Origin of the sequence: Thermosipho africanus Ob7 (assembly GCF_003351105.1) — a bacterium.
GTDB lineage: Bacteria > Thermotogota > Thermotogae > Thermotogales > Fervidobacteriaceae > Thermosipho > Thermosipho africanus.
Window position 1 is genome coordinate 1 of sequence record NZ_NKRG01000015.1, and the last position, 19,665, is coordinate 19,665.

19 protein-coding genes and 1 pseudogene are annotated in these 19,665 nt (G+C 32.3%); 19 read left to right on the forward strand and 1 reads right to left on the reverse strand.

Translation table 11 applies throughout. From position 1 onward, the window contains the following. The first annotated feature begins 50 nt into the window (after positions 1 to 50). The 4 genes and pseudogenes from OB7_RS09630 to OB7_RS09645 form a co-directional block, all read left to right on the forward strand. Positions 51 to 1,238 carry a 6-phosphofructokinase gene (locus OB7_RS09630; protein ID WP_114703172.1) on the forward strand — a complete coding sequence of 396 codons (1,188 nt, stop codon included), beginning with the start codon at positions 51 to 53 and terminating at the stop codon, positions 1,236 to 1,238. Positions 1,239 to 1,399: 161 nt separating this feature from the next. After that, positions 1,400 to 2,530, forward strand: coding sequence for a proton-conducting transporter transmembrane domain-containing protein (locus OB7_RS09635; protein ID WP_249031080.1), 1,131 nt, complete (start codon positions 1,400 to 1,402; stop codon positions 2,528 to 2,530). After that, positions 2,524 to 2,850, forward strand: a complete 327-nt coding sequence (locus tag OB7_RS09640; protein WP_114703174.1) for a sodium:proton antiporter — start codon at positions 2,524 to 2,526, stop codon at positions 2,848 to 2,850. The genes OB7_RS09635 and OB7_RS09640 overlap by 7 nt, the downstream gene beginning before the upstream one ends. Before the next feature lie 92 nt (positions 2,851 to 2,942). Beyond that, positions 2,943 to 3,653: pseudogene (locus tag OB7_RS09645) on the forward strand (isoamylase); the annotation flags it as partial. A 71-nt stretch (positions 3,654 to 3,724) separates the two neighbouring features. Here OB7_RS09645 and OB7_RS09650 read toward each other — a convergent pair. Then, on the reverse strand, positions 3,725 to 4,987 hold the full coding sequence (locus OB7_RS09650) for a hypothetical protein (RefSeq protein WP_114703175.1): 1,263 nt from the start codon (positions 4,985 to 4,987) through the stop codon (positions 3,725 to 3,727). Between the two features lie 138 nt (positions 4,988 to 5,125). On the opposite strand from OB7_RS09650, the gene OB7_RS09655 reads away from it, so the two are divergent. The 15 genes from OB7_RS09655 to OB7_RS09720 all read left to right on the forward strand — a co-directional run bounded on the left by OB7_RS09655 (position 5,126) and on the right by OB7_RS09720 (position 19,573). Further along, positions 5,126 to 6,691, forward strand: coding sequence for a hypothetical protein (locus OB7_RS09655; RefSeq protein WP_114703176.1), 1,566 nt, complete (start codon positions 5,126 to 5,128; stop codon positions 6,689 to 6,691). A 20-nt stretch (positions 6,692 to 6,711) separates the two neighbouring features. Next, the gene (locus OB7_RS09660) at positions 6,712 to 9,459 is read left to right on the forward strand and encodes a hypothetical protein (RefSeq protein WP_004100805.1); all 2,748 of its coding nucleotides are present in this window, start codon (positions 6,712 to 6,714) and stop codon (positions 9,457 to 9,459) included. Positions 9,460 to 9,472: 13 nt separating this feature from the next. Beyond that, on the forward strand, positions 9,473 to 10,069 hold the full coding sequence (locus tag OB7_RS09665; protein WP_004100798.1) for a hypothetical protein: 597 nt from the start codon (positions 9,473 to 9,475) through the stop codon (positions 10,067 to 10,069). A gap of 261 nt (positions 10,070 to 10,330) precedes the next feature. After that, complete coding sequence (locus tag OB7_RS09880; protein ID WP_004100797.1) at positions 10,331 to 10,474, forward strand: hypothetical protein; 144 nt, start codon at positions 10,331 to 10,333, stop codon at positions 10,472 to 10,474. Further along, on the forward strand, positions 10,446 to 11,165 hold the full coding sequence (locus tag OB7_RS09670) for an ATP-binding cassette domain-containing protein (RefSeq protein ID WP_114703177.1): 720 nt from the start codon (positions 10,446 to 10,448) through the stop codon (positions 11,163 to 11,165). The genes OB7_RS09880 and OB7_RS09670 overlap by 29 nt, the downstream gene beginning before the upstream one ends. A 4-nt stretch (positions 11,166 to 11,169) precedes the next feature. Continuing rightward, positions 11,170 to 12,123 carry a 1-phosphofructokinase family hexose kinase gene (locus OB7_RS09675; protein WP_004100795.1) on the forward strand — a complete coding sequence of 318 codons (954 nt, stop codon included), beginning with the start codon at positions 11,170 to 11,172 and terminating at the stop codon, positions 12,121 to 12,123. A 1-nt stretch (position 12,124) separates the two neighbouring features. Further along, entirely contained in the window at positions 12,125 to 12,568 is a 444-nt protein-coding gene (locus OB7_RS09680) for a CBS domain-containing protein (RefSeq protein ID WP_004100794.1), read from the forward strand. Between the two features lie 5 nt (positions 12,569 to 12,573). After that, on the forward strand, positions 12,574 to 13,863 hold the full coding sequence (mtaB, locus tag OB7_RS09685; protein ID WP_004100792.1) for a tRNA (N(6)-L-threonylcarbamoyladenosine(37)-C(2))-methylthiotransferase MtaB: 1,290 nt from the start codon (positions 12,574 to 12,576) through the stop codon (positions 13,861 to 13,863). Further along, positions 13,838 to 14,578 (forward strand): aminotransferase class IV, encoded by a 741-nt coding sequence (locus tag OB7_RS09690; RefSeq protein WP_004100791.1) that lies wholly within the window; start codon positions 13,838 to 13,840, stop codon positions 14,576 to 14,578. Before mtaB ends, OB7_RS09690 begins: the two co-directional genes overlap by 26 nt. Further along, positions 14,562 to 14,867 carry a DciA family protein gene (locus OB7_RS09695; RefSeq protein WP_004100788.1) on the forward strand — a complete coding sequence of 102 codons (306 nt, stop codon included), beginning with the start codon at positions 14,562 to 14,564 and terminating at the stop codon, positions 14,865 to 14,867. The genes OB7_RS09690 and OB7_RS09695 overlap by 17 nt, the downstream gene beginning before the upstream one ends. Beyond that, a complete protein-coding gene (gene gyrB, locus OB7_RS09700) occupies positions 14,857 to 16,740 on the forward strand; it encodes a DNA topoisomerase (ATP-hydrolyzing) subunit B (protein WP_004100787.1) in 1,884 nt (627 codons plus the stop codon). The genes OB7_RS09695 and gyrB overlap by 11 nt, the downstream gene beginning before the upstream one ends. Then, positions 16,741 to 17,673: a flagellar basal body P-ring formation chaperone FlgA gene (gene flgA, locus OB7_RS09705; protein WP_004100784.1), complete on the forward strand. Its 933-nt coding sequence runs from the start codon at positions 16,741 to 16,743 to the stop codon at positions 17,671 to 17,673. Then, on the forward strand, positions 17,670 to 18,257 hold the full coding sequence (locus tag OB7_RS09710) for a flagellar basal body L-ring protein FlgH (protein WP_004100779.1): 588 nt from the start codon (positions 17,670 to 17,672) through the stop codon (positions 18,255 to 18,257). The genes flgA and OB7_RS09710 overlap by 4 nt, the downstream gene beginning before the upstream one ends. Positions 18,258 to 18,268: 11 nt before the next feature. Further along, positions 18,269 to 19,258 carry a flagellar basal body P-ring protein FlgI gene (locus tag OB7_RS09715; RefSeq protein ID WP_004100778.1) on the forward strand — a complete coding sequence of 330 codons (990 nt, stop codon included), beginning with the start codon at positions 18,269 to 18,271 and terminating at the stop codon, positions 19,256 to 19,258. 18 nt (positions 19,259 to 19,276) lie between these two features. After that, complete coding sequence (locus OB7_RS09720) at positions 19,277 to 19,573, forward strand: rod-binding protein (RefSeq protein WP_004100777.1); 297 nt, start codon at positions 19,277 to 19,279, stop codon at positions 19,571 to 19,573. The last annotated feature ends 92 nt before the right edge of the window (positions 19,574 to 19,665 follow it).

Here is a 19,665-nt window from a genome sequence, read left to right on the forward strand (position 1 = left end):
GGTTCACTCTATTGTGTGGTATAATAACTTTAAAAGGGGGTATTTGTTAAATGAAGGTTTTATACGCACAATCAGGTGGAGTAACAAGTGTTATCAATGCATCGGCATATGGAGTTTTGGATGAAGCTAAAAAAGCAGGGCTTGAGGTATATGTAGGCATTCATGGAATTTCTGGTGTTTTAAGAGAAAATCTTTTAAGAATAAATGACATTGATATTGAAGGCCTTAGATATACGCCTTCAGCAGCTTTTGGTTCTTGTAGAAGAAAACTAAAAAATCAAGAAGATATCAATAAATTATTTGAAATTTTCGAAAAGTATGAAATAGAGTATTTCTTTTACAATGGTGGAAATGATTCTATGGATACAGCGTGGAGGTTGCATAACGAAGCTCAAAAAAGAAACTTTCCACTTAAGGTTATAGGTGTTCCAAAAACTATTGACAATGATTTACCTTATACTGACCATTGTCCAGGATATGGTTCAGCTGCAAAGTATATAGCAACTGCAATGATGGAGGCTACTCTTGATCTGAGAAGCATGTATGCTGATTCCACGCGTGTTTTTGTAATGGAAATAATGGGAAGGCATGCTGGTTGGCTTGCGGCTGCTGCTGGACTTGGCTGGTTAAACGGTATAGGACCAGATATTATTCTTTTTCCAGAAGTTGTTTTTAACAAAGAGAGGTTTCTTGATAAGGTAGATGAAACGATCAGAAGAAAAGGCTATTGTTCAATAGCGGTTTCTGAGGGTATAAAGTACGAAGATGGATTTTTTGTTGCGGATATGGGATATACGGATAGTTTTGGAAATAGACAACTTGGTGGCGTAGGGTTTACAATAGCAGGTATGGTAAGGTCAGAACTTTCTTTGAAAACGCACGTTGCAATTCCTGATTATCTTCAAAGAAGTGGAAGGCACATAGCAAGTAAAACAGATGTTGAAGAAGCAGAAGGTGTTGGAAGAGAAGCAGTAAGGTTAGCACTTTCAGGCGTCTCTGGAGTAATGGTAACTATTGAAAGAATAAGTAATGATCCATACAAGGTTGAATTTAAAACTGTAGAATTGAATAAGGTTGCAGAACAGACAAAGTATCTCCCAGAAGATTTTCATAACGAATTTGAAGTGACTGATAAATTTATAGAGTATGCAAAACCGTTAATTGAAGGAGAATTTTTCCCACCGTTTAAAAATGGTCTTCCTGATTATTTGATAATTGAGGAGGTAGAGCAACAATAGCCTTTGTTGTATTTTCAATTTTTCAGATATTGTTTGTATTTACACTTTACCTTATTAAAAAAACAAGATATACGTTATTTATAATTCCACTTTCTTCTATATATCTTTTATTTCAAAGGTTTGATATTGTTTTAAATGGATATGGAGGAGTCCGTCTTGTTATGGATTCTTCCTCTTTTTATTTTATTCTAACTAATATTGTAGTTACTATTTTAGTCTCTTTTCAACTGGTTAAACATGGAAATGAAAATACATATTTTTTCTTTTCACTTTTGCATCCAGTTTTGAATTTACTTTTTATTTCTCACGATTTATTTAATATTTATGTTTTGCTTGAAACAATAACTTTGCTAATAACTCTTTTAATACTGTCATCTGAAAAGTTTGAGCATAAACTTACTGCATTAAAATACATATTTGCAAGTTCTCTTGCAATGAGTCTTTATCTTATTGGAGTTGGTATGTATTATTATGTCAATGGTACTTTTGATATACTAGATATTAATGGTTTTCCAGGTTTTTTAATAAAGGCGGCTCTTTTTTCAAAATCTGGTATTTTTTTGTTTGGAATGTGGCTTCCTGAAGTTCATTCCAATGTTGAACCTGAGGTTTCTGCCATGCTTTCAAGTATATATACTCAATCTGCGCTTTTTCCACTACTTAGAATATCGGGTGAAAATGAGTTTTTTATTGTTGGGACAATAACATTTCTTTTTGGAGTGTTTTTTTCAATTATCTCTTCAGATTTAAAGAAGATTCTTGCCTATAGTTCAATGTCTCAAATTGGATTGATGCTCTTAAACCCATTTTTTGCACCTCTTTATGTCCTTTCTCATGGGATTTCTAAAGCAATACTATTTTTGACGACAAGATATCAAAAAAGAGATTTAAGAATAAAAAGGGAAGTTAATATTCTTTTATTTTTAACTATGCTTATTTGTTTGCTATCTCTTTCAGGTTTTTCCCTAACACTGGGTGGTTATGTAAAAGGTAAAATGATTCATGGATTGTTTTCATATTTAATTTCATTTTTATCTTCCATTTACGCAGGTAAGATTTTAAAAGTAAAAATTGATTTTAGATTTGAAAAAAAGTTTGTTTATTTGTTTTTAGCATCACTTATTTTAATTTTCCCATATTTTAACTTAAAGTCGTTTGTTGTAATTTTGGGAATGCTGGTAGGATTTTTGTTAAATATAAATTTAGATTTATCATTTACCACTGAGACTATATTGACTTTGATGACATTTTCTGTTTCTATCTTTTCACTCTTTGGAGGGGTTATATGGTAGATTTTATACCACCATTTGTTATAATCTTACTTTCTATATACGGGCTTTTGTTTAAAAGACATATAATCTCGAAAGTTATAGCGTTGGATGTTTTAAATACTGGGGTTGTGTATTTGTTTGTTGTAATTGCTTCAAAAGCTGGTGAATACTATCCTATAAAGACTGAAGGAGTTAAAAGTTATGCCGATCCATTCCCACAAGCAGTTATTATTACCTCCATTGTTATTGGTTTTGCCACTCTTTCACTTCTTTTAATGATTAGCATGCTTGTTGTTGAGAAAAAGAGAAAAACAGACATTGTGAAAATCGAGAAAGATTAATTTGGAACTTTTCACAATCTTTTCTTTTTTATTTTTGATAAATTTTGTATAATTTTCTTTGGAAATATTTCCAAAAAGGAAGGAGGATATTTATGAAGAAATTTTTTATTGTTATAATTCTTGTACTTTCTCTTGTTTCATTTTCTAAGGTCTTTGTTGAAGACGGAAAAGTTGTATTTACATTTAACGAAGCATTAGATGCAAAAGTAGTGTATCTAGCTGGAACTTTTAACAATTGGTCTCCTAATACACTTGCTATGGAAAAGGTGGATGGTGTTTGGAGAGTTTCTCTTGAGCTTGAGCCAGGGACTTACCAATACAAGTACGTTATTGAAGGAAAAAATTGGAAAGAAGATAGTGAAGCTCCAGGATATGTAGACGATGGTTTTGGAGGTAAAAATGGTATATTTACCTTGGTTGACAAAGATGGAACACTTGTTGTTTTACAAGAAAAAGTTGAAAAACCAGCACTTAGAATCAATGAAAACTTTGATCCTGAAATGATGTTTGTTGATGAAGAAGGGTATGTTGTAATTAGATTTAAATATGATGGACAAGCAGATTATGTAACAATTGCAGGAAGTTTTAACAACTGGGATGCCCAAGATATTGAATGCTATGAAATTGATGATGGATTGTGGGAAGCTGTACTTGAACTTGATGAGGGACAGTACCAATACAAATTTGTTGTAAATGGTAGTGAATGGGTTGTTGATGAAAACGCACCTGCATTTGTAGATGATGGATTTGGTGGAGAAAATGGATATTTTGAAGTTTTCAAAGAAAATGGAAAATTAATGGTTGGGTTAAAAAAGTAAAAATTAAATAAAAAAACCCGTTTCTAGCAAAACTAGAAACGGGTTTTTTAATTGCTCTAAAAGTTGTATTTTAGTGTAGTTTTAATAAATGGAGCATTTACTTTCCAGGTGTTTCCTGAAATTATATATGGTATTACCTTTCCAAGTAAAATGTCTGATAAAAAGTTTTGATTAATAGTTGTAGAAAGTGTTAGGTTTTGGGTCAAATTAAATGTTAAGGTGAATGTAGAGTAGATTGATGGTTTATAGTAATTTTTTGCATTAACATTTTGTGTTTTTGTAACGGTAGTATCTGTTGAATTTTTATTGAAATTTTCTAAGTCTATATTAGTCAAATCTTTATACTGATAATTATTTTCTCCTTTGATATTGTAAGAAATAACATTCATTAACAGTTCAGCATTTAAAGAAATTTTATTGGTAAGGTTTGAATCTATTGAAAAATAGAGATATAGATTTGTAGTACTTTCGAAGGATTCTTCAACTAAAAATTCTGGATATTTACTATTTACCATAGTAGAAGTATTTGTTATTTTTGCTGAATAATTTGAGTTTTCATATACAAATGGGATACCAATTTTAAAGTATATATTTTCAGCTTCAAAATTGATTTTTGGTGTGATACCAAAGTAATTTCCGCGTTTATTATAATTGAAATTATAAAGTTCTTCATCATCTTCTATTTTTGAGGCAAGTTCATTTTTGTTAGTGTAGCTATATGCAATAAGCCCACTGAAGTTAATGTTATAGATAGAAAATGGTATTTCACTTACAAGTGAAATAGTATTTTTACCTGAGCTTACTTTCCAACCAGTTTGTTTTCCATTTTCATCTGAAGTATAATCGGTCGATATCTTATCTATAACGTCATTTGATGTAAAAGTTTGAGTAATATTATCATATGAAACTATAAAAGACATTTTATTTGATAAGATATCGTATTCACCGCCAAATAAAATTCCAAAAGAAGCTTGTGAATCATATGAATAATCTGTACTAGTAGAACTAACACTGCTTTCATAAGTTTGATTATTTTTTCCACTTTGACCAAAAGATACTAAAAGATACGGATTAATTATCAAACCTTCGTATCCCACACCAAATTGAATTAAGCTTATATCATTGTAATTTAAAACTTTTGAAGATAAAAAAAGAAATAAATTATCAATTTTAGGGATAAATACTGCATCTAAATTTTCTCCTTCTGCAATTAAAGAAAAGCTGTTTTTTTCCAAAGTGTCTAATTTAATAATAAGTAAATCTTGAGCTAATGAGATTGAGATTGAAAGCAGAATTAAAAAGGATAAAAATTTTTTCATCCTATTTCCCCCTTCTTTTTTCTTTTTCGGAAAGTATTATAACATATCTAAAAAATTTTTTGAGCAATAGGATACAATTAAATATCTATAGAAAAATATTATGGAAGAAAAGTCAAAAGTTGTTTTGGAGGTGGTATTTTGAAACGAATAATTTTGAGTTTTCTACTATTTCTTTTCATACTTTTTTTCTTGATTTCTTGTGCTGTAATTCCAGAGAAAGATAGCAGTGATAAAATGTTTGAAATTAATATAAAAGCATCTGATGTAACTGAGACGTTTAAGGAAACAGAAGTAATGGTTGATGGTAATATAGTTGGTGCTAAAAATGTAATGTTGGAAATTGTAAATGAATATAATGAAAAGAAAATAATCCCATTAAAAAAAGTTCCGGATAGTACAAAGGTTGTTTTTGAAAAACCTGGTGAATATTCGATAGTAGCAAAAGCCTTGTCTTTGATAGATGGTAAAGAATATTCAAATTACAAACCAAGGGTTTTTGTATATGATCCTCAAAAACCTTTCATTGATGGTATTGAGGTGATTCCTAGTACCATTTTTGCAGGAGATGAGATTATACTTCACCTTTACGTAAATACAAATAATCCAAAAGTTAAAGTTGAAACAGTTGGCCTTTCAGGATATGAAAAAGAAGAAATTTCAATGACAACAAAACCAGGAGATATATTTTTGAACGTGGGAAGTTTTTCAAAAGATGGAGATAAAGAGTTTTTTGTAAAAGTCGATAATCTTGTTGGCATGGAGTATGCCACAAAAGTTAATTTAAAAGTTTATCCTATTGATAAGGAGCCCCCAACGATTATTATTAATTCAAAATTTTCATATCCAACAAATTCAAATATTCAGGTATATGTTGATATATCAGATGATGTAAAATTGTCTAGCTATGAAATATACTTAGATGGTGAGTTAAAGTTAGAAGATACGGTTGATCAAGAAGAGATGAAAAATATACCAGTTCAAATTGGAAAATTAAGTCCAGGTGATCACTCATTAATAGTTAAGGCAACAGATTGGTTAGGTAAAAAGACGATGACAGGTAAGAGAATTCTTGTAGGAGATACTTATCTTAATTTTGAAATAGCAATATCAAATGAAACAAACCTAATACCTGGTCATTCAACTATCATTTCTGTTGTTCCAACAGAAGAAGGTATAAATTTCAGAAAGATAGTTTATTTTATTGACGGAAAAGAATATAAGAGATTTGATGGAGATGTTCAGACATTTGTTGATTGGACTGTTGAAGAAGGAGAGCATTATATCACTGTTTATGCAGAAGATGAAAATGGAAGAGCGGGTATTAACGAAAGATTTATAAGTGTAAATGATAACAGTGCACCAAGATTGATATCATTGAGTGTTAATGGTGAAAAACTTGACATATCTAAGACAAATAGTATCCCATTGGGAATGAATTCTATAAGTGCTTGCTTTATGGATCCTGGTGGTATTTCAAAGTATGCAACTCCTATTCTTTACATTAGAGAAGATCATTATCCTGACTATTATGATATTTTGGAGATGAAGCTTTCAGAAATCTCGCCAGATGAAAAGGAAGCAACATTTACTATAAATACTTCAATTGGTTATGGTTATTTTTATTTCTTTGTTAAGGGTGTCTCAGATAAAGAAGGAAATGAATACCAAGGTGAGGATGTATTTACAGTTATAACAGGATATTAATTTTTGTGGAGGTGTTTTATATGAAAAAATTGACTTTGCTTTTGTTTTTGGTTTCTATATTTGCTTTTTCACTGAATATAAGTACTTTATGGGATAGTGATTATATTGAACTTCCCATGACTGGTTATGTTCAAGGCTCCGGAATTGCTGTAAAACAGACCGGAGATATTCACATAATTACAAAAGATGGATATTATTATGTCATAAATAGATTGGGAAATATTACAGGAAAATATGGAACTCCTGAAGAAAGAGGATGGAAGCATATTAGTTATCCTGTTATTGTAAGCAGTAACTATATAGTTTATGTTACATCCGACTATGATGGAAAAAGTAGAATTTATTTTAGAAGTAATACAACTTCAAATTATTACGAATTATCCGGGAATATTTCGCGATCTTTGACAGCGTTTTTAGATGGAAATAATATTCATGTTTATGTGGGACTTGGCAGTAGCACTTTTAATGGAGTGTATCATATAGTTTATGATACATCTTCTGGTACTGTAACTACTACAAACGACAAATATCAAACTGAAGGCCCTGTAGAGATTGCGCCTATTCTATCACCAAAAAAGGATTCACTTTTCGTTTTAGATTCAAAAGGAAATTTTTATAACATAGCCTTGGACTCTTCATATGATTTTGATACAACAACTGTGAATGCAATAAAATTGGGTGGTACGTTTGAAACTCCGATGGCATACAGTGAAGGTTTTATATTTGCCATTAGTAGGGAAGGAACACTCTATAGAATACCTCCTGAAGGGACAAATTCTGACGTTGATTTTATAAAACTTGGAAGCTCAAGTATGGCTGCGGGAGTGTTAGTTGATTCCAAGAATTATATTTTTGTGTTTGATGATCTTGGAACAATTCACATTGTACAGGCTGCTGATGATTTGTTGAAGCAAACTAGTTATTCAGTTGTTTCAGATTTTGAAGGATATAGATTTGCAACTACTCCGCTTCTTTTCAAAAAAAGTGATGAAAATAAAATTTATATGTTTGTGCTTTTAAACAATGATCCAGAAAAGAAAGGAAAAGTTGTTATATATTCCATGGATTATGATACATACGAAATTTCTAAAGAATGGGAAAAAGATATAGATGATACTTTCCCTTTAATAGGTTCACCTGCAATGGTACCCCTTTCCTCTATAAATGAGGAAAACTATATTATTGCTTTTTCTACAATACATGATAGAATTTATGCCTACCTTGTTGATGCAAAAGGTCCTTATGGTTTCTGGGCAATGGAAGGCCAAAACTCATATAGAACAGGGTTTGTGGATTCTAATGCTCCTACATTTAGAACTAGTATAACTCTTGTTACAAAAGATAGATTTTCAGGACTTGAGCTCTCAAAAGAAAATTTAAACGATGCTAATGGAAAATATGGTCTTGTTTATGATGCAACAGTTGTTTCTATATCAGATAGTGGAGATATATCAACATATACCACTGAAGAATATGTGACCAATCCTAATACAAATAACAGTGACCAACAAGCCAATGACAAAATTCCAAGTGGTAGAGCAGGACTGGATAAACTCCTTGTAAAGTTTTCTACGGATACAACTTTAACTCTTTTATTTAACGACAGCTTTATTAAAAATATTACAAATGATGTAATTCCAGCACCTATTGTTGATGCCACATATTCTTTTAGACAATTTTCTTCTGGAATACCAGGATATGAGGCACCATACCTTGAAAGTAAGGAAGCTACGATTGTTTTTGGTTACGATGATAAGATAGCAGAAGTTCTTGCTGATTCTACATTTGCGATACTTGTTAAATATAACTTCCCAAGTAGTGATGCAACAGAACTTTTAGAATTTGGAAAGGATGAAACATCTAAAACAATTGATGCATATAATTCATCTAAAGTTTCAATACCTTCTGGAACTTTTGCATATAAATGGAAAGTTTATCAATGGGATGATAATTTGCAAGGATATAGTGTTTATGATTATAAATCGATTGATAAGTTAACTTTAGGTGTGGATGATACTAAGAGAGCGCCTACATACGTTGAAATTTACTATACCGATCTTCCAGGGACTGTAACTTTTGTAGTACCTATGTATGCAGAAAGTGAGACAAGAGCGTTTATTTTAATAGATGCAGCAAAGGGAGCGCTTTCAAGCACATTATATGCAACACTTACAAGCCCTGAGCTTTCAATGACTCTTTCTACAGTTACATCAGTTGAAGTTGATCCAAACTTTAGTGAAGAAGAACTATTAACTAAACTAGATGAGAATTATATAAAAATGGTTTTTGTTGAAAACTCTCATACAGGAATATCGAAAGATACAAGGGTTGCCACGATATCTCTTTGGCTTAAATTTGATCAACCTGCACTGCTTTATTTCCAAAACGAAGCCAAATTTTTTGATCTTTTCAATATAGAATTGTATACACAATTGAAAAATAACCCTGTTGAGAAAGAGTTGTATTCGAAGAATAAGTTTATAGCTAACAAATATTTGACTTTACCTGGTGACTTTAATTTAGACGGTGTTGTTGATGATGATGATTATGTAATGTTTAGGACAGCATTGATAAATTATGTAGAAAATGGAATATACGATCCAAAATACGATATAGGGCCACGTAAAGACTTTTCTCCACCAAATAGAGGTTTTATTCCAGGTTTTTCAGAGAGGGACGGAAAAATAGATGAAATGGATTTAAACGTTTTCCTAGTCATGTTTGGTTACACACCACCTTCAACTGATATTGAGTATTCGGGAAATTAAGGGAGGGATTTTTGTGAAAAAGAAAATAATAATTTCTATAAATCTAGTTTTGATATTAATTTTAAGCAGTTGTGGCTTGTTTTTGAAACCAAGTGCTTCTTCGAATGTTTTAAAAATTGAAACTTATGTGGAAATATATGACGAATATGGAAATAGAATTTTTGTGGATGGTAAAATAAATGGATATCCAATAGTTTTAAAGGATGGTCAAACGGGCATTACGGTAAAAATTTCTGAAATAAAAAGTTTATATTTAAACACACAAATGTTTGATTATAACTATAACCTTGAAAGTGGTGTAGTTAAAATTAGTTTGTTTAAGAAATCTAATTTGAGTAAAAACACTGTTGAACTTCAAAAACAACTTGATGGAAGTATAATTGTTTACACATATGAAGTTGACAAATCAAAATTGAATATATGGCTTGATAATTTACTTGAAGAAAGTTGGGCAAAAAATACCAGTGTAAAAAATATTATTTCTTCAGATGAAAATATAATTGCTTCAAATTATCTTATTTCCATTTTGAAAAGTTCACCGATCGGGACAGGTTATTTTAAGACCGGAGCAAAAGGTAATGTTAGAATAAAAAGTGTAATTTTAAAATAGAAAATATTCAAAATTTTAATAATACCGCTCCTTAAGAGGGCGGTATTATTTATTTATTTATCAATTAAATATCAATTGTGTAATTTTTGTTTAATAAAATGTAACTAAAAAGTGTTTTTTTGTGGTGTTTTTGATTTTAAAATTTTTTGCTTTTAATAGATTTTGTAACTTTTTTTGATGAAATGTAATTTTGATTAAAAGTAAAATTAATAAAAAGAGTGTACAATAAAGAATGAGACATAGTAAATGGAGGTGAAATAAGTGGCAAAAAGCGTTAAGATTCTCTCTCAGATTGAGTTAATAAAGTTAACCTCCTCCGGAAATTCTGAAGCAAAAAAAGAGCTTGAAAAAAGATTAAAAGATATGGTGAATAGTGATGAAAAACACAAAAAAGGTAAATCTTGAAACTTTTGATTTTTCAGGTTTTTCCAATAATGTTCCGCTTTTTGAAAACATTACTTTTTCTTTGAAAGAAGGAGAAATTCTTGTCCTTTATGGCCCTCGTGGCTCTTCAAAATCTGCCCTTCTGCGCTCTTTTTCGCGTTTGAACGAGGAAGTATACGATGATATTAAATATACGGGTAGTGCTTTTGTTTGTCAACAAGATTTATTTTCTTATAGCATAAAAGAAATTAGAAATCTTGTTTTGTATGTTGATACTAATTTCTTTGAGGCTCTTGATTACCTGAGCTTTGGTGAATTTTTGGAGCTTGCTACAGGTAATGAAATGCTTTCTTTTGATGATTACATACCGCTTTTGGATGATTTTGGGGTTTTAAAGGCATTAACTGATAAGTTTGATACAAAGCTTTCTACTTTTTATGTGCTTGAAAAGATTTCTGCCCTCCTTTTTGTGGCCTATCTAAAAAAATCCAAAGTGATAATCTTGGATTGTATCCTCGATCACCTTGATGATGAACATTTGAATAAAATTTCCAAAATTTTGAGAAAAAGCGTAGTTTCAGAGGAAAAATCACTAATAATTGCAACGCGTTTTTTTAAACGCTTCTTGCCTCTTGCTGATTTGTTTATTTCCATGAAAAATGGTAAAATTGAATTTAGGGGAGAGCCAAGAGAGTACACGATTGCGAGGTGATATTTTGGCTGTTTTATCTGTTTGTATGAATCCTGCATTAGACAGGGAGTTTTATATTAATGATTTTAAGATCGATAAATTGCATAGACTCTCTTTTGAAATGTCAAAAATGAGTCCTGGTGGAAAGGCAATTAATGTTGCTATAGATTTGGCCACCTACGGTGTAAAAACGATAGTTACCGGTTTTATTGGAGGCTATATTGGAAATATAGTACTTACTGAACTTAGAAAAGTTTCAGATTTAATAACTACAAATTTTGTTCATATAGACGGAGAGACAAGGGAAAATATTGCTATTATAGATGAAACAAATCATACTTTGACTGAGATAAATTCTGCAGGACCAAGAGTCCCAATAGAGGATATTGACCATTTTTTAAGAAGATTTTCTCTAATAGTTTCTAGTGCTGATGCAGTTGTTATCTCTGGAAGTCTTCCTCAAGGTGTTCCAAATCAAATATATGGTGATTTAACAAAGATTGCCCTTAAACATGGGAAAAAGGTTTTCTGGGAGACAAAGGATGAAATAATTCAGGAATCTTTAAAGATATCTGCACCTTGTATTTTAAGGCCCGATTTTAGAAAAGATAAGATTTTGTTTGGAAGAGAATTGGTAACTCAGGAAGATTACATTGATGCGGGAAAAGAGCTTATAAAGTATGGAATAAAAATGGTAGTTCTTTCGTATAAAATAGATTACGATATAGTGGTAACCCAAGATGGTGTGTGGTTTTTAAAGCCTCTTGTTGAGATAGAACATTCACACCTTTTGGGAACAGGTGACACGTACATGGCAGCTATGGTATATAAATGTTTTAAATCTGATAATTTAGTTGATATAGCAAAATATGGTTATGCTGCTGCACTTGCAAAGACATGGTATAGGGCAAAGGTTCCACCTAAACTTGAAGACATCGAAAAAGCCTTTGAAAAATTTAAGATTGAGAGGGTGGAGTAAGATGAAAGTTAAAGATTTTTATATAAGGGATATAACCGCTGTTTTAGAAGATGAAAGTGTTTCAAGGGTGCTGAAAATTCTTTCTAGGCAACAAGTGACCGGAGTTCCAGTTATAGATGAAGATTACAAGGTGGTTGGATTTATAAGTGAAAATGATATAATTCGTGCAGCATTACCTAGTTACTTTTCGCTTTTACAAACAGCATCATTTATTCCAGATTTAAATCAATTTGTTAGAAATCTTAAGAAAATTTCTAATAGAGCTGTTTCTGAAATCATGACTAAACCTGCTATTACTATCAAAGAATCAACACCACTTTTGCATGCGGCTGATTTGATGATTAGACATAGCTTAAAAATTTTACCTGTGGTGGACGAAGATGATAAATTGCTTGGTGTAATTACAAGGATGAAGATTTTGGAAGCGGTTAGTAGGGAGGACTAATTTGAATGAGAGTCAGCGTTCTTACATACGGTTGTAAGTTGAATCAATATGAATCAGAACTTATGGCCGAAAAGCTTGAAAATGAAGGATATATAGTGGTAAACGAGGAAGTAGAATCGGATGTTTTTGTAATAAATAGTTGTGTTGTGACAAACGAGGCGACAAGGAAGATAAAGCAACAGATAAGAAGATTAAAGAGGAAATTTCCAGGAGCAAAGGTAGTAGTAACAGGGTGTTATTCTCAACTCGGATTTGAAGAATTAGAAAAAGAAGGCGTTGATCTTGTACTGGGAAATAATGAAAAAAAATATATTGATAGATATTTAGGAGAATCAGGTATTTTTGTAGATAAAGCGTACTGGAATAGGAATTCGTTAGAAGATGAATTTGTTTTTTCTTCACTTGCAGAGAGAACACGTGCATTTATTAAAGTCCAGGATGGTTGTACAAATACTTGCAGTTATTGTGCAATAAGGTTTGCAAGGGGAAATAAAATTAGAAGTAAGCCAGTTGATCTAGTTGTAAGTGAAGTTTTAAGGCTTGTAAATAAGGATTACAAGGAAATTGTAATTACAGGATTAAATCTTGGAAAATTTGGTAAAGATATTGATTCTTCATTGCATGAACTGTTAAGAAGCCTTGTTAAAATAAAGGGTGATTTTAGAATTAGACTGAGTTCGATAAATCCAGAAGACTTAGATGAAGAGTTAATAAGTTTGATAGGAGCAGAAGAAAAGATTTGTAATCATCTTCACATTCCTCTTCAAAGTGGAAGTACAGATGTATTGAAAAATATGAGAAGAAATTATACACAAGATGATTATTTAAGGGTTGTTGATAGTATAAGAAAAGTTGATCCTAACTTTTCGATTACAACAGATATAATGGTTGGGTTTCCTGGAGAAAGTGAAAAGGATTTTGAAGAAACTTTGAAAGTTGTTAGAGAAGTTTTGTTCTCAAAGGTTCATGCCTTTAGATATTCTGATAGACCTAATACACTTGCTTCAAAGATGCCTAAAAAAGTGCCTGGAAATGTAAAAAAAGAAAGAGTTGAAGTTTTAGAAAAACTAAGCGCAGCAGTTGCAAAGGACTATAGGAAGCGACTTGTTGGAAGAAAAGCAAAAGTTTTAATTGAAAGCTATAAAAACAAGATATATTCAGGATACGATGAATACTACGTGTTACATGAAACTTCCCACGGAGAATTCGGTAAGATAGAAAATGTAACAATACAGGCGGTTACCGATGAGGGAGTGATTTCTAAAAAGTATGAACGAAAGGTCTCTAATAGATAACATACTTAACGGAATAGTTGTGTATGAAACTGTTCGTATATATGATGGAAAACCTTTAGCGGTTAAAGAGCATTATAAAAGGCTAATTAATTCTTTATCGTATCTTGGAAGAGAAGATGAAGTAAGCTTAAATGATTTTGAAAAAGAAATTGAGAGAAATATTTCCTTTGACAGGGTAAAGATATACGCAATTGTGAGTGATAAGGTAGAGCTTTATTCTGTTGGCGAAAATATACTAACTAAAAGGATAGAAAGCATCAAAATAGATATTTCAAATGTAAGACATGCCGATCCATCTTCAATACCACCTAATTTTAAGTCACTTTCAAGAGCAGATGTTTTTCTTGCAAGGCAAAACAAAGGTGATAACTACGATGTGATACTGTTAGGGCAAAAAGGGCAGGTGTGTGAAGGAAGCTTTTCTAACGTCTTTTTAATTAAAGATGGTAAAGTAATTACTCCTTCACTTGAAAGTGGAATTTTAGAAGGTATTACAAGAACGTTTGTTATAGATATGTTAAAGGAAAGCGGCTACACGGTAGAAGAAAAAATAGTCGAAGTAAAGGAGCTATTCTATGCAGATGAGATTTTTCTTACACATACGAGCATGGGTATAGTTCCTGTAAATTATCTGGGAAAGTTTTCATTAAAAACAGAAATTTCTGAAAAACTTTCGAGGATGTTTGAGGAGTATCTTCATGCAAAGATTGGGTGATGTTTTACGGGAACTTGCAAAAAAGAATTTGTTTATAAAAAATCTTTATGTTTCAACCCTTTCAAGAGAGCATTTTGAAGATGTTATTGGAAAGCCTTTTAATGAACATTGTAAGGTGGTTATGTTTAAAGACGGAGTTATTTATATAGAATGTGATGATCAGCTTTTTGTAACTGAACTTAATTTTTTTAGGGAAAAGATACGTGAAAAGTTGAATGATAGATTGGGGATATATGCTATAAAAAAGGTAGTAATAAGAAAGAAGAGGAGGGCAATAAATGGACTATAGTGCACAAAATATAAAAGTATTAAAGGGGCTTGAACCGGTAAGGCAAAGACCAGGAATGTACATAGGTTCTACGGGAAAGGCAGGTCTTCATCATCTTGTATATGAAATTGTTGATAATAGTATAGATGAATCACTGCAGGGGTATTGTGATACCATAAAGGTTACAATTTTCAAAGATGGAAGTGTTGAGGTAGAAGATAACGGAAGGGGTATTCCAGTTGATATTCATCCTGAAACTGGAAAGAGCGCACTTGAAGTTGTTATGACTACCCTGCACGCAGGTGGAAAGTTTTCAAAGGATTCATACAAAGTAAGCGGTGGTCTCCATGGTGTTGGTGCATCGGTTGTTAATGCACTCTCTCAGTGGCTTGAAGTAGAAGTACATAGAGATGGAAAAGTATACTATCAAAGGTATGAAAGAGGAACACCTACCTGTGAGGTAAAGATAATAGGTGAGACTGAAAAGCGTGGAACGACTGTTAGATTTAAGCCTGATCCATTAATTTTTTCAACTACGGATTTTGATACGGATACAATTTTAATGAGACTTAGAGAGCTTGCATTTTTAAATCCAAATATTACTATTTATTTTAAAGACGAAAGAAACAATACAGAAAGAACGTTTCATTATACAGGTGGTATTAAAGAATTTGTCTCACATTTAAGTAAGGGAAGCAAATCCTTACATGAACCAGTATATATTAGCGGAGAATATGAAAAGATTAAAGTTGAAGTTTCTTTTCAATATACCGATTCAGATTTTGAAAAGATTTATTCATTTGTAAATAATATAAGGACCGTTGATGGTGGAACACATGTTACTGGTTTTAAATCTGCCTTTACTAGAGTTGTCAATGAATTAGGTAGAAAAACAGGACAGTTAAAGAAAGATTCATTGCGTGGAGATGATGTAAGAGAAGGAATGGTCGCTGTTATAAGTGTTTTAATGAGCAGTACTCCAGAATTTGAAGGACAAACAAAATCAAAGTTGGGTAACGAAGAAGTCCAAGAAGCTGTAGCAAAAGTAGTGAGAGAAAAGCTTCTTGAATTTTTTGAGACGAATGAAAATACGCTTAAGATAATTATACAAAAAGCACTGGAAGCAAAGAAAGCAAGAGAAGCTGCAAAGCATGCTCGTGAAATGGTAAAAAGAAAGAGTGTTTTTGGAAGTTCTTCACTTCCTGGGAAACTTGCAGATTGTATTACTAAAAAACTTGAAGAATCTGAACTTTTTATAGTCGAGGGTGATTCAGCAGGTGGTTCGGCAAAACAGGCAAGAGATAGAAATTTCCAAGCAATTTTACCACTTCGTGGAAAAATCTTAAACGTAGAAAAGAGTAGTTGGCTTAAGCTTTTAAAGAATGAGCAGGTAAGAGATATTATAACTGCATTGGGTGTAGGCATCGGCGATGATTTTGATATTAAAAAGTTAAGATATGGAAAGATAATAATAATGACCGATGCTGATGTTGATGGTGCACACATTAGAACACTTCTTTTGACACTCTTTTACAGGTACATGAAAGAATTAATTGAAGAGGGAAGAATATATATTGCACAGCCTCCACTTTACAAATTAACTGTTGGAAAGGATCACTATTATTTCTACAGTGATGAGGAATTGGAAGATTTTAAAAAGACATTGGAAGATAAAAAATATGAAATACAACGTTACAAAGGTCTTGGTGAAATGAATCCAGAGCAACTTTGGGAAACTACCATGGATCCAAACACAAGAAAATTATTAAAAGTTTCAATTGAAGATGCAGAAACTGCAGATGAGTTATTTGAAATGCTTATGGGTAGCGATACTGAGAGCAGAAAGGAATTTATATTCAGACACGCACTTTCTGTAAAGGAGATAGATGTATAAGTGAGAAAAGGTATTTTATTTATTTTACTGCTACCTATTCTATCTCTTTCCATGTACATACAGTTTTTAGACGTTGCAACGGTTACAAGAAATGAAGTTACAGTATTTGATGTGGCAGCAACTTATACTCAAATTGATGCAACAAGTCTTCAAAATATTGTTCTTGCGTATCTTCCTGAGAATTCTTCAACTGATATTAATATAAAGTACATACTTCAAAGACTTTCAAGGGTGGCAACTCAAGTTGAGGCCACCCCTACTGTTGGTGTTGTAAAGGTTGTCTTTCCAAATCTTTTGACTAGAGAAAGTAGTATGTCTACGCTAACCGTTGAGCAGGCATTGAAAATTGCAACAGAAGTTGCTCTATCAATGCTTCCCATAAATTCAACTGTAGAAGTTACTTCAACGTACGGCAAGATTGTTGAACACGATAATTTTGATTACGATGTAATTCAATCTGTTGGTGGAAGCTTTTTGGTAAGATTTGCTTTAAAGAAGGATAGTAGAACCGTCGGATATTTTAACGTTAACCTAATAGGAAAATGTATTAGGAAAATTCCCGTAGCTGCGAGAAATATTAATTACGGAGAGCAGGTTAATATGGACGATGTAGCCTTTGCAGATGTGAATATATTTTCTTTAAGGGGAACACCTTTGGATGTATCAAAGCTTCCAATGATTTCTAGAAAGTATTTTAAAGTTGGAGAGCCTTTGTTTGAAGAGTATTTTGAAAGAGTTCCAGATGTGGTGGTTGGTCAGGTTATAGTAGGGTATGTAGAATTACCGGGTGTTATCGTGAAAACAATGCTTCGGGCACTTGAAAGTGGGAATGTGGGAGACGTGATTAAGGCAAGAAATATTGAAAGTGGAAAGATAGTGTACGGGCTTATAGTTGAGGGACCTATGTTAAAGGTCGTGGAGGTGTCAAAATGAAAAAGTTACTAACTGTATTTTTAATCTTATTCTCATTGCTTTCTTTAGCAGATTCTATATACAATCCAAATAGTAAATTTTCAAATATTATAGCAAGTCCACGTGCATCAAAGGTGGGAGATGTTGTAAATATATTGGTGTATGAATCACCAAGATTTTCTACAAGTTCTGAGGTAGATTCTTTCAAGAATACAATTCTTGGTGCAATAAGCAGTGGTTCAAAAATACTTGGAAGTGACCTTTCAGGGTTTTTACCAATAAAGGATTCAGATAAGGTTAAAAGTTCTAACAAAAGTCAAACAAGTGTTATTTTGCAGATAACTGCAGTTGTTAAAAAAGTGGATGAATACGGTAATTTATACGTTGAAGGTCGAAAAAATATTAAGGTTGGTAATGACCTAAGAGAGATTATTATTACAGGATGGGTCAATCCTGAAATGATTTCTGCAAAAAATACCGTTAATTCAACTGATTTGATGGATGCACAAATTTGGGAAAATGGAAAAATTATATTTGAAGATGATCCAAATGAGGGAAGCTGGCTCGGGCTTATTTTATCATCTCTTGCAGAACTCTTTAGATGAGGTGAAAATGTATGAAGAAAAAAATAATCATTGCCTTGTTAATTGTAGCAGTATTTTCACTTTCTGCGGTTGTTAGGATAAAGGATATTGCAAAATTTAGAGGTGCACGTGATAACCAACTATTCGGTATTGGAATAGTTGTTGGTTTAAATGGAACTGGAGATGGAGGAACGTTAAATTCTCCACTCCTTGCAAACATGTTTAAAAATTTTGGGATACCTATTTCTGAGGAAGATATAAAGTCAAATAATACGGCACTTGTTATGGTTGTTGCCGATATTCCACCTTTTTACAAAGAAGGAATGAGGCTTGATGTTATAGTTGCATCGCTTGGCAGTGCAAAGAGCCTTGAAAACGGTGTGCTTCTTCAAACGCCGCTTTATGGCGCAGACGGCAATATATATGCAGTGGCACAGGGGCCCGTTTCAGTCGGTGGTGCTGAAGTAAAGTCTTCAGTTAATCTCCAGAGCAGATTCAAGGTTACAGGGTACATTCCAAACGGTGCGCTTATAGAAAAGGAAATTCCAGCAAATATTGTTTCAGATAATAGCGTAACTATACTTCTTCAAAACCCAGATATCACTACTTCTGCAAGAGTTGCAACGGCAATAAATGAAAAGTTTTCTGTAAAGCTTGCTAAAGCAGTTGATCCTGCATCTGTTAGAGTGCAGATACCCGATGCATTTTCAGATGATATTATTACCTTTTTGTCTATAATAGAAGAACTGGAGGTTATACCCGATCAAGCAGCGAAGGTCGTTATAAATGAAAGAACGGGGACGGTAATCTTTGGTGGAGATATAAAGATTTCTGATTTTACCCTCAGCTATGGAAACTTTGTTGTGAGTATAAAAAACGGTGAAATTGATGGCCAGGAAGCTACAATTTCCAACTTGATTTCTGCATTAAAGGCATTAGGTGCTACACCGCAGGATATAATAGGTATAATTGAGGAGCTGCACAAAGCAGGGGCAATTTATGCAGAGATAAAGGTTATGTGATATGTGGGGTGGATGTAGATGGATGTTTCTAAGGTATCTCAAAATACTGTAAATCAAATAAATGTTGATAAGTTAAAAAAGGTTTCAGAAGAATTTGTGGCAAGTTTTTTCTTTCAAATCTTTAGAAAGATGTACGATACAATTCCAAAATCTTCTTTAATTCCAGAAAGTTTTGGTGAAAAGTGGTTTAGAGAAAATATGTTGTATGAGTATTCCAAGATAGCTGCCAAAAACGATCTAAAGGATTTAAGCATGAGCGTGTATAGATCCTTAGGTGGAAAGGTGTACAATCAAATTCCAAATACAAAAAAATAATTGGACATACCAGACGGTATGTCCATTTTTTTTTTAGAAAAAATTATCATGTGTATATTTTATTTTTGGAGTTAAATGAAAAATTTTTCAGA

Excerpts from the sequence above, each read along its gene's own strand:
- OB7_RS09630 (WP_114703172.1), top strand. The coding sequence starts at position 51 with ATGAAGGTTTTATACGCACAATCAGGTGGAGTAACAAGTGTTATCAAT.
- OB7_RS09635 (WP_249031080.1), top strand. The coding sequence starts at position 1,400 with ATGGATTCTTCCTCTTTTTATTTTATTCTAACTAATATTGTAGTTACT.
- OB7_RS09640 (WP_114703174.1), top strand. The coding sequence starts at position 2,524 with ATGGTAGATTTTATACCACCATTTGTTATAATCTTACTTTCTATATAC.
- OB7_RS09650 (WP_114703175.1), bottom strand. The coding sequence starts at position 4,987 with ATGAAAAAATTTTTATCCTTTTTAATTCTGCTTTCAATCTCAATCTCA.
- OB7_RS09660 (WP_004100805.1), top strand. The coding sequence starts at position 6,712 with ATGAAAAAATTGACTTTGCTTTTGTTTTTGGTTTCTATATTTGCTTTT.
- OB7_RS09670 (WP_114703177.1), top strand. The coding sequence starts at position 10,446 with ATGAAAAACACAAAAAAGGTAAATCTTGAAACTTTTGATTTTTCAGGT.
- OB7_RS09680 (WP_004100794.1), top strand. The coding sequence starts at position 12,125 with ATGAAAGTTAAAGATTTTTATATAAGGGATATAACCGCTGTTTTAGAA.
- mtaB (WP_004100792.1), top strand. The coding sequence starts at position 12,574 with ATGAGAGTCAGCGTTCTTACATACGGTTGTAAGTTGAATCAATATGAA.
- OB7_RS09690 (WP_004100791.1), top strand. The coding sequence starts at position 13,838 with ATGAACGAAAGGTCTCTAATAGATAACATACTTAACGGAATAGTTGTG.
- OB7_RS09695 (WP_004100788.1), top strand. The coding sequence starts at position 14,562 with ATGCAAAGATTGGGTGATGTTTTACGGGAACTTGCAAAAAAGAATTTG.
- gyrB (WP_004100787.1), top strand. The coding sequence starts at position 14,857 with ATGGACTATAGTGCACAAAATATAAAAGTATTAAAGGGGCTTGAACCG.
- OB7_RS09710 (WP_004100779.1), top strand. The coding sequence starts at position 17,670 with ATGAAAAAGTTACTAACTGTATTTTTAATCTTATTCTCATTGCTTTCT.
- OB7_RS09715 (WP_004100778.1), top strand. The coding sequence starts at position 18,269 with ATGAAGAAAAAAATAATCATTGCCTTGTTAATTGTAGCAGTATTTTCA.
- OB7_RS09720 (WP_004100777.1), top strand. The coding sequence starts at position 19,277 with ATGGATGTTTCTAAGGTATCTCAAAATACTGTAAATCAAATAAATGTT.